We start from the raw sequence: 10,937 nt of genomic DNA, 5'->3' as shown, positions 1-10,937 counted from the left end.
TCCTGTAACAACCATTTTTTCCATGTTTCTACAGTCTTAATGAATTTTTTATCCTCTTGGACTTTAGCTAAATCCGCAAGCCAGCCTCCAATCATTTTGTCCTCTTGAAACACTTTAACGCTCTTTTTAAGCGGCTTATATTTAATTTTATAAAGTTTCGTTGGCACTTCCCCTTCATAAAAAGAAGCCAAAGCAAACTCTGGGGGAACTCCAATTTCTTTTGCAAGCAAAGTTGAAATGCAACGGATCACTTCTGCTTGTGAAGCATTTTCATTGCCTTTTGCTGTAAGCTCCTCAAAGGAATAAACTACAGCCTCTGCTAAGTATTTTTCTAAGTTTTCCACATCATTAGCCATAACCACTGGTAATGCATAGCTTAAAAACCCTCTCCAGAGTTCTCTATCGCGGGCATGAGAAGAGTCGGAATAAGCTGAGACTCCTGTTAAATCAAGATCTAACTTTTCCATGAGAAAGACCTCCATCAAATTCTATTTTCCACTTCTCTCCCTTTCGGTCATGTTCTATGTTAGCTAAGCGTAGGGGATTGCCCCTCGGCAAAAACTGCATTTAACCAGGGAACACAAATGGCATTTATAGTATTTGAAGGTGGCGAAGGTGTTGGAAAAAGCACTCAAATAGAACTTCTTTTTACAGCCATAAAACAACTTGGCATTCCTTGCACCTTAACGCGAGAACCCGGTGGCACTCCCTTTGCCGAAAGCATTCGCTCTTTATTCAAGCAAATAGATACTCATAATGATGCACCTCTCCCTCTCACAGAACTTTTGTTGGTATCAGCTGCCCGCGCACAACATATTCATAAAGTGATTCAACCCGATCTTAAAAAAGGTCACTTTGTTTTATGTGATCGGTTTTTAGATAGCACATATGTGTATCAATGTATTTTAGGCAATATTGATAAAGAAATTGTTGATAATATTTCAAAACAAATTATCGATAATTTAATGCCTGATCTCACATTTGTTTTTATTGCTGACCCAAATACTGCAGTCAAACGTATCCATAGTGAAAAACAACGACAACAAGATCGAATGGACTCCTTGCAACAAAATATTCATTTTTTAATTAAAGATGGTTATCTTAAAGTTTTAAATACTCCATTTGCATATCCTAATGGTAAAGTACCAAAAAGAATCCTCATCAATGCAAATTTATCGATTGAAGAGATTTTTGAGGAAATAAAACAATCCATCTTGACTCATTTAGGAATTACAATATGAATTCATTTGAAGAGTTCATGAAAAATATTCAAGATTACAAGCATCACGCCCTTCTCTTAGTCTGTAGACAATTTGAAAATATGAGTTTTCCAGAAGAGCATTTTAAAACACTTGTAAAAGAAATTTCAGGAGTCGAGCTTTTTCAAACAAATGATGTTTCTCTTTTTGATATCGCCGCTAGTCATAATGATATTTTTATTGCCGATAGAACACGCAAAATTTTACGAATAGAAGACTTAGCTAAAATTAAAGAATTGGTTCTTTATCAACCCTCGGAAGGAAAAAGACGTTTATTTTTCATCGAAAATTGCGAAAGAATGAACACAAATTCAGCAAATGCTCTTTTAAAGTCTTTAGAAGAACCTCAAGCAAAATCTATTTTTATCCTCACGACAAAAAATCTAAGTCTTGTACTTCCCACGATTTCGAGTCGCTGCCAAAAAGTTTTTATTCATTTTAAAGAAATTTCGAAAAAAAGCATTCTTGATATTGTCTCTCAAGAAGATTTTAATTTAATAAAGTTACAAATAGATTCCTTTAAAAATTTCATGCCAAATCTTGTAAATTCACTTCAAGAAAAAGAAACCAAAACCGTAACTTTAAATGACATAAAAAGTGTTATTGAAATATCAGAAAAACTCTCAAAAGAATATCAAGCAAATTTGTTACAAGACTTAATTGTTTTGGCTACAAATGAAAGATTAAAAAAAGACCCTTCTTTTCTCATTATTGCAAAATCTATTCTCGCCAATGTAACAGAATGGAAAAATGCAGAAACACTGAATCCATCTAGTCAATTATGGTTAAATAGAATTTTCTTAGGTTACAAACTGAATTAGAATAGTTGCAATTCTCTTAATTACAAGTCAATATTTATTGGCAAAAAAATTAGGGGAATATAAATGCGTACTATTCAACTCCATATTCGATCGTCATTACCAAAAAATTTAGAGCCACTATGGGATCTTGCTCGCAATGTTTGGTGGTCTTGGAACAGCAGCGCTATTAATTTATTTAGAAGAATAGATCCTCAAGAATACGAAGCAAGCGGGCCCTGTCCTTTAAAGTTATTAAATACATTACCTTCATCCACATGGGAAAGTTTAAAAGAAGACAATGGTTTTTTAGAACATTTAAATGAAGTTTATAATGAGTTTAAATATTATTTAGAAAATGGTGTTACAAAAGTAACAGACTATAACTCTGCAAATAAAATTGCTTATTTTTCAATGGAATTTGGATTACATGAAAGTATTTTATTATATTCTGGAGGGCTTGGAGTTTTATCAGGAGATCATTTAAAAACAGCAAGTGATCTTTGCTTACCTCTAGTTGCGGTAGGATTATTTTATTCTGAAGGTTACTTTAGACAAAATTTAAATAATGAAGGCTGGCAAAATGAAAATTATGACCCAAATGATCCCTTTTATTTGCCAATGCAACTCGTAACAGAATCAACAAATAAACCTTTATTAATAGATGTTAATATTGCTGGTCAAACTGTTTATTCACAAATATGGAAATTAAATGTTGGAAGAATTCCACTTTTTTTATTAGATACAAATGTAAGAGAAAATTCTCATGAAAGCAGAAATATCACTTCAAGACTTTATTCTGGTGGCCAAGAGCTGCGAATTCAACAAGAAATTGTTTTAGGTATAGGTGGCATTAAAGCTCTTCAAAAATTAAATATATCTCCAGCAGTTTATCATTTAAATGAAGGGCATTCCGCTTTTTTAACATTGGAAAGAATTTCTCAATTTATTCAAAAAGGGTTAAATTGGCAAGAAGCATTAATTGCAACTAAAGGAACACAAATATTTACGGTTCATACTCCTGTTCCAGCTGGAAATGATGCTTTTCCAATTCACATGTTATCAAAATATTTAGGAAATATTTCTGAAAAATATGGAATATCAGATGAAGAGTTTTATAATTTAGGACGTTCTCCAGATAATCATTCTGAATTTTCTATGCCTGTTTTTGCATTAAGGACAAGTGGACACCGAAATGGAGTCAGCCAGCTGCATAAAAAAGTTTCTAAAAAAATTTGGAAACCATTATGGCCGACACTTACAGAAAATGAAATTCCAATTAATGGAATTACAAATGGAGTACATACCCGCACATGGCTCTGCAATGAGCTTGTAGAGTTATTTGATTTTTATCTAGGCAAAGGCTGGGACGCAAAATTAAATGAACCAAATATTTGGAAGAGAGTCGAAAATATTCCGAATTCAGAACTTTGGAATGTACATCTTAATAGAAAAAGTCGATTGATTTCTACAATACCTAAATCAGAACTATCAGCAGAATATTTAACCATAGGTTTTGCTCGACGATTTGCGAGTTATAAAAGAGGTCATCTTATTTTTAGAAATATTGACCGCCTAAAAAAAATATTATTAAATTCGGAAAAACCAGTACAACTTATTATTTCAGGAAAAGCACATCCTGCAGATAATTTAGGAAAAGAAATCATTCAAAAAGTTGCCAAATCAATTCAAAATGAAAAATTAAGCAGCCGAATTATTTTTCTTGAAAATTATGATATGCACATAGCACAAAAACTTGTGAGAGGCGTTGATGTTTGGTTAAATACACCAATTCGTCCTTTAGAAGCTTCTGGAACCAGCGGAATAAAAGTGGCCTTAAATGGTGGACTAAATTTTTCTATATTAGATGGATGGTGGGATGAGGCATTTGAATCTGATCTTGGCTGGAGCATTGGAACCCGCGAAGAAGTTTTAAATGAAAATAATCGTGACGATCGAGATGCAGTAAGTTTATATAACACGTTAGAATATGAAATTATTCCTCTCTATTATAGCTCTAAAATACCTACAGAGTGGATAGAAAAAATGAAAAAATCTATTTCTGTATTAACTCCAAAATTCAGCGCTCACAGAATGCTTGCGGATTATATTTCTAAGTCATATTTACCTGCAGCAAAATTTCATGAAAATTGGTCAATTCATTCAGATGGGCAAATTGAATCACTAAAGAAACACATTAAAAATGTTCAATTTTTAAAAGAAAAATGGAAAGATGTTCAAATTACAAGAACAGAATTAAAACCATCTGACACGGTTATTGTTGGTGAAAATGTTTCTTTACAATTAGAAGTTCATTCTCCATTTCCAGAAAATTGGTTAGAAGTTTCTTTAGTTCTTGAAAATTCGGATAATAAGTATGGTATTCATGATAGAAAAGATGTTAATTTAGTTTTTGTAGAGACAGATCCAATGCATAATCAATTTATTTATGCGATAGATCTTGAAACAACAAATCCAGAAATTAGAACATATACAATTCGAGTTTGTCCAAATCCAATAATTTTTCCAGAACATCTTGATTTAGATTTAGTTGCAAGATAATTTTTTAAATCATTTAACGTTACATTAAATAATGATAACATACGGCGGGATTCATGAAAATATTAATGCTAGGTTGGGAGTATCCTCCAATGATTTCAGGGGGATTAGGGACAGCAACTGAGGGATTAATTAATGGTTTAATAAAAATGGGCAATGAAGTAACACTTATTTTGCCTTATTTTCCACATCTAGTTAAAATACCAGGATTGAAAATAGTTAGCCCAGAAAATCCCTTTGTCTTAGAAAAAAATGAAAAATTAGACTTTCAAGAAAATTTAATAATTAAAAAAACGAACGATTCTATCACCGCTGTAAATAAAACATATAATGAAATTAAAAATTCAATACAAGAAAAACTAAATACTCACAAAAATTCTCACTATAATTATAAAATAGATGATAAAGAACTTTCTTTTTCCGAAAAGAAAAAAATTGAATTAAATTTAAAGAAAATACATGACTGCATTATTACCCTTAATGAAAACAAGGAAAATTATAATAATACAAATATAGATTTATCCTTTTCAAGAAACGCTTCAATTAATGAAAAATGCTACATTGTGGGTCTTTTAGCTTTAGATGTTTTGAGTAAAGATGAAAATTATCAAGTTATTCATGCAAATGATTGGATGACTTTTACAGCAACCCAAATGATAAGAAATAAATACCAAATACCGATTGTAGCTCATATTCATTCCACTGAAATTGACCGTTCTGGCGAAATAAATAATAATAAAAATATTTTGGAAATTGAAAAAATGGGAGTATCCATTTGTGATATCGTCATTGCAGTTTCCGAATACACAAAAAACTTATTAATAGAAAAATTTAATATCCCATCTGAAAAAATTAAAGTTGTCTATAATGCAAATAATTATCAACATGTTCAAAACTCATATGAAAACTCAAATCCTGTTTCAGATAATTCTGAAGAAGAAATAAAACCAGTTGTTACTTTTGTAGGTAGAATTACCTTTCAAAAAGGCCCTTCCTATTTTGTTTTAGCAGCAGAAAAAGTTATAAAAGAAAACCCAAATGTTATTTTCAAAGTTGTTGGCACAGGAGATCTTCTTCCAGCAATGAAACAATTAACCTGGGAACTCGGTATTCATAAAAATTTTCAGTTTGAAGGATTTTTAAATTCAACTGGAGTTCAATTAGCTTTACAATCTTCCGATTTATTTATTATGCCTAGTGTCTCTGAACCTTTTGGTATTGTTGCTTTAGAAGCCATTGCTCAAAATATCCCAATTATAATTTCAAAACAGTCTGGTGTCTCCGAAGTTCTAAATCATGCAATGAAAGTAGACTTTTGGGATATTGATCTTATGGCTGATAGAATTCTAAGTATTTTAAAGTACAATCCTATGAAAAAAGAAATGATCACAAATTCAATTCAGGATTTAAATAATCGAACATGGCTTCATTCTGCACAATCACTTATTTCCGCTTATTCCGAAATTAATTGAAAGGATCTTAAATGGTAGCGATTTGTTTTTACTTTGAAGTTCATCAACCTTTTCGAATTAATCATTATAGAATTAAAGATATAAGTAAACATAATTCATATTTTAACGATTCTTCTAATAAAAGCATTTTTGAAAAAGTAGCAAAAAAATGCTATTGGCCAGCAGGTCTTTTATTAGCTTCTTTATTAAAAAGACATCCCAACGATTTTAAAGTAACGTTTTCTATGTCTGGAACCTTTTTAGAGCAATGTGAATTATATGATCCTAAACTTTTAGAGCTTTATCAAGATATTATTTCGTTACCTAATGCTGAAATTATTTGTGAAACATCTCACCATAGTTTAGCAGCATTATGGGATGAAGAAGAGTTTTTTTCTCAAATTAAAATTCAAAAAAATAATTTAAAAAAATTATTTAATGTCGAACCTAAAGCATTTAGAAACACGGAATTAATTTATTCAAATAACATTGGCAGATTAATTCATAAAGCAGGATTTCAAGTTTGTTTACTTGAAGGTTGGGAACCCTTTATTCCTGAAGGCTGGAATACGCATCATGTTTTTCATCATCCTGAAATCTCAGAATTAAAATTATTACCTAAAAGCTACAAATTATCTGATGATTTAGCTTTTCGATTTTCAAACCGAGGCTGGGAATCTTGGCCATTAACAGCAGATAAATACCATTCCTGGCTAGAAAAACTTTTAGATGGAAACCATGAATTTATTGGACTTTTTATGGACTACGAAACTTTTGGGGAACACCAATGGGCTGATACTGGAATATTTGAATTCCTAGATCATTTTGTAACAAATATGGCTTTTGATTCCCGTTTTCAATTTATGACTGTGAGCGAAACAGCGCAAAATTTTTCTTCACGAGCGCCCATGAATGTCGATCGTCCGCTAAGTTGGGCTGATATGGAAAGAGATATTTCTGCTTGGTTAGGTAACAGAATACAAGAAGACGCCATTCAACGAGTTTACAAATTAAAAAATGATATCATGCTACTTGATGATAAAGAATTAACAGAAGAGTGGCGTAAGTTATTAACCAGTGATCATTTTTATTACATGTGTATTAAATGGTCTAGTGATGGAGATGTGCATAAATACTTTAGCCCTTTTGACAGTCCCTACGAAGCCTACCTCGATTATGTCAATATATTAGAAGATCTTGAAATTAAGTGTGCTGAAAAATTAAGAATTAAAAATTTAGCGCAAAAAAATATTGAAATATGGAATAAAGAAACAGCTGGAGAAATTCTAGAATGCGAGAAAACTACTCAAGCATCACAGCCTCGGAAAAGCTCCTTGCCTGTCTCGGGGAAGATGGTCAATTAAAGGGCTTATTTTGGCCCTTTAAAGATAGTAGGCATTCCCATTTAAATTTTTCGATTTGCGGTTTAGTTATTAATGGAGAAAGTATTTGGTTAGACCCCGCACGTGATCAAATTGAATTTTCGTTTTGCCCCAATGAAAACATCATTGTTGTTTCTTGGGAATTAAAACATCCAAAATATAGCGGGATTTTCATTCGAAAAAAAAGTCTCGCGATTCATTCTTCCTTTATAGAAAAATGGGAACTTACAATTCCTATTGATTATGCATCACATAAAATAAATTTATGGTTATTATCTAACTGGAATATGCATTCTGAAAAACGATTTCAATCTGTATATTCAGAAACAGGCGAAGATATGATTTTTGCTTTTTCTGAAAACTTTTGGGTTGGAATTGGAGCGTGTAATGGGGCTTGTTACTCTCATTTTCAATCCGTACGAGCCATTCAAAGCTCTAGCAGTGAGTCTTTAGGGGAATTATTAGATCATTTTTTATCGGAGCCCAATCGATTCAGAAGAATAGAAATGGGAAATGTTTATGCTGCTGCTTGTACACAACCTTTCGTATTTACGAAATCAGTTGAAAATGACTTATTATATGAAGGTGAAGTTTCCATTTTTTATGGATTTGGAAATAATCAAGAAGAATTAGAATATCGATTATCCATGTATTTTGATAATTCTGCATTAGAAAAAGAAGTTAACGAAACAATTCAAATATTAAAAAATAATTTTCCCATAAAAGTTTCTAATTTAGCTTTGCCGCAAAAAAGAATTTTATTAAAAGAAACATCATTAAAGGTTTTAAAATCATTGATAGATGAAAATGGTGGAATTATAGCTGCTCCAGAATGTGATCTCGATTTTCAACATAGTGGAGGCTATGGGTTCGTATGGCCTAGAGATGCTGCATTTTGTGCTTTAAGCCTTATGAAATGCAATCAATTTAAAGAAGCAAAATCTATTCTTTTATTTTTAGCTAAAGTCCAAAGTCATCATGGCGATTTTTTTCAAAGATACGATTGCCAAGGAAATAAAGCGCCTAGTTGGTGTGAGTTGCAGGCAGATCAATTGGGTCTTGTTATTACTGCTATGATTGAATATTTAAATTATGAAAAAAATGATATTATTTTAGATTCTATTAAAAAAGGAATTCAAAAATTAGCAAATGATTTCTCAGAAAAAGGATCCTTAGTAAACAGTTTTGATCTTTGGGAAGAAATTTATGGCTTGCATTTTTACGCTCATGTTACCGCTTATGGAGCACTATCTCGTTCCTTAAGTTTATTTCCTGAGCTTCAAGATCTTATTCATTCGGGATTAAAATCTTGCAAAAATTTTTGTTACCATCATTTGTATGTGTCAAAACAAAAACGCTTTGCAAGAGCTGTCGATCCACATAATAATAGAGATCTTCAAGCTGATATTTCATTATTATCTTGTATTTTCCCGTTTTCTGAATTTCCAATTGAAGATAGCATAAAGCTATCTATTTTTGAATTTTGTTACGATGAGTTAACAACAAAAATGGGGACTTTACGTTATGAAAATGATCATTATATTGGTGGAAATAGTTGGGTTTTGGCAGGATTTTGGATGGCACAAGCAGCAAGAGAGTTATCAAAAATAGAACCCCGCCTAGCCGATTTGTCGTTTGAAATCTTTAAAAAAACAATGAATTCCTCAAATGAAGCAGGTTTTTTCTCTGAGCAAATTGATTCAAACACGGGAAAACCATTATGGGTAATGCCTCTAGGATGGAGCCATGCTTTTTTTCTTTGGGCAAATGAAGATTTTAAGAATTAAAATCTTCATTTGGGAGTGTTTACGAAAAAAAGAAAGAATACTTTTTTTATAATGTGTTTTCTTTTAGTTTCTTTAAAAGTATTTGCTGGAGAAAAAGATATTGTTGTCGTAGAAAGTTATAGTCAAAAAATTCAATGTGATGTAGACTATGCAAATGAAATAAAAAAATCATTAGGTAACGAATACAAAATTACTTTTTTTGAAATGAATACAAAAATTTTACCACCCCAAGAACATCAAGGTATGGGAATAAAAGCTTTAAATTTAATATCTAAAATAAAACCGACTTTAGTTATTTTAGATGACGATCCTGCTTTAAAATTTGTAGGATCTCAACTTGAAAAAGATCAAATTCGCACCGTTTATTTAGGAGTAAATGACAATCCACGAATTTATTTTGATCAAGAACCAAAATATGTGACTGGTGTTTTAGAACGTCCTTTGATTATAAGATCTGCTGCCTTTATAAAAAAAATAATTCCACAAGCGAAAAAATTTTTAATTTTATTTGACCATGCTAGGACATCAGAAATTGTCTTTAAAGATTTTTTTGATAATCATTCCTCAGTTAGTTTTTCAGATATTAAATATGATGTTTTTCTTTTAAATAAATTTTCAGATTGGAAGAATTTAGTTTTAAAAGCAAATAAAGAATATGATGCTATTATTATTGGTTTATACTTTTCTTAAACTGAGAATAATAAAAATGTGAATCATGAAGAAGTATTAAAATGGTCTTCAAAAAATTCAAAAAAACCGGTTTTTGCTTTTTGGGATTTTGCTGTCGGAAAAGAAAAATCATTAGGAGGTTTAGTTATAACAGGAACTAGTCAAGGAAAATCCGCAGCAGAAGTTGTTCAAAAACTATTAAAAAATTCAGAGTTAATGCCAAATTCAATTTATCCGATTTATATACAGGAAGGAAAATTTATTTTTAGTAAATATGAGTTAAAACAAAAAAACATCACATTACCTAAAAGCATATCAAGTGAAACTATATTTTTAGAATAACTTCGATAAATATTAAAAAGAAATTCCATAAACTTTTAATGCTGAAAAAGATAATACAACAGGTAAATACAAAATAATATAATACAATAAATTCATAGATAATCCCTTAAATAAATTAAAATATGAAATATATAACTATCTAAAAAAACAAATTTTTGAAATAAAATATAAGCAATTCATAAATATTTAATCTTTTTTTAACTAAATTTTAATCTTTTAAAAATTTATTCTCTTAAGAGCTAAAATAATAGGCTGTCATTTTTTTTACATGCCACTTTTTATAATTTATTTAAAATATTTCATTATTAATAATAAAAGATTAAATGTTTAAATTTATAAAATAGAATGGAATTAAAATTGGCTAAAACACACATATTATACGTTTTTATCATTTCAATGATAACTTCTTCCCTTTTTTCTAAAATAGAAGCGCTTACATTAGATAACATAGAAGTTTTTACTACGGATAAGATCAAACCTATTGTTTTAATAAATAAGAATAAACTCGAAGGGATAAGTGGAGAATTTCTTGTTGAATCTACCAAAACAATTGTAAAAAATTTAAATTTAAATATTTTACCTTGGCCAAGTGTCCTCCCAATAAGTGCATTTTACAAACACAATGAATGGAATTAAATTTTTTATAGAGAGTGGTTTTTGATTTTGTTGATAGTATCAAGATAATTCCAAG

General features: G+C 30.5%; 10 protein-coding genes. 9 read left to right on the top strand and 1 reads right to left on the bottom strand.

The features are described from left to right. The coding region (locus ACIQ56_RS09360) for a hypothetical protein (RefSeq protein WP_397600803.1) at positions 1–467 on the bottom strand (467 nt) is incomplete at its 3' end. 117 nt (positions 468–584) lie between these two features. Between ACIQ56_RS09360 and tmk the strand changes: the two genes are divergently transcribed. The 9 genes from tmk to ACIQ56_RS09315 all read left to right on the top strand — a co-directional run bounded on the left by tmk (position 585) and on the right by ACIQ56_RS09315 (position 10,882). Next, positions 585–1,241, top strand: coding sequence for a dTMP kinase (gene tmk, locus ACIQ56_RS09355; protein ID WP_397600802.1), 657 nt, complete (start codon positions 585–587; stop codon positions 1,239–1,241). Next, complete coding sequence (locus ACIQ56_RS09350; protein WP_397600801.1) at positions 1,238–2,080, top strand: hypothetical protein; 843 nt, start codon at positions 1,238–1,240, stop codon at positions 2,078–2,080. The genes tmk and ACIQ56_RS09350 overlap by 4 nt, the downstream gene beginning before the upstream one ends. Positions 2,081–2,143: 63 nt before the next feature. Further along, complete coding sequence (gene glgP / locus ACIQ56_RS09345) at positions 2,144–4,618, top strand: alpha-glucan family phosphorylase (RefSeq protein ID WP_397600800.1); 2,475 nt, start codon at positions 2,144–2,146, stop codon at positions 4,616–4,618. Between the two features lie 53 nt (positions 4,619–4,671). Continuing rightward, positions 4,672–6,087 (top strand): glycosyltransferase, encoded by a 1,416-nt coding sequence (locus ACIQ56_RS09340; RefSeq protein WP_408022400.1) that lies wholly within the window; start codon positions 4,672–4,674, stop codon positions 6,085–6,087. 11 nt (positions 6,088–6,098) lie between these two features. Further along, the gene (locus tag ACIQ56_RS09335) at positions 6,099–7,430 is read left to right on the top strand and encodes a glycoside hydrolase family 57 protein (RefSeq protein WP_397600798.1); all 1,332 of its coding nucleotides are present in this window, start codon (positions 6,099–6,101) and stop codon (positions 7,428–7,430) included. Continuing rightward, entirely contained in the window at positions 7,358–9,235 is a 1,878-nt protein-coding gene (locus tag ACIQ56_RS09330) for a glycoside hydrolase family 15 protein (protein ID WP_397600797.1), read from the top strand. Before ACIQ56_RS09335 ends, ACIQ56_RS09330 begins: the two co-directional genes overlap by 73 nt. A 51-nt stretch (positions 9,236–9,286) precedes the next feature. Beyond that, positions 9,287–9,925: a hypothetical protein gene (locus ACIQ56_RS09325; protein WP_397600796.1), complete on the top strand. Its 639-nt coding sequence runs from the start codon at positions 9,287–9,289 to the stop codon at positions 9,923–9,925. An 18-nt stretch (positions 9,926–9,943) separates the two neighbouring features. Then, complete coding sequence (locus ACIQ56_RS09320; protein WP_397600795.1) at positions 9,944–10,246, top strand: hypothetical protein; 303 nt, start codon at positions 9,944–9,946, stop codon at positions 10,244–10,246. Between the two features lie 357 nt (positions 10,247–10,603). Next, complete coding sequence (locus ACIQ56_RS09315; protein WP_397600794.1) at positions 10,604–10,882, top strand: hypothetical protein; 279 nt, start codon at positions 10,604–10,606, stop codon at positions 10,880–10,882. The last annotated feature ends 55 nt before the right edge of the window (positions 10,883–10,937 follow it).

The sequence above is a fragment of the Silvanigrella sp. genome (assembly GCF_044369315.1).
GTDB lineage: Bacteria > Bdellovibrionota_B > Oligoflexia > Silvanigrellales > Silvanigrellaceae > Silvanigrella.
This window is presented reverse-complemented; position numbering and strand designations above follow the sequence as displayed.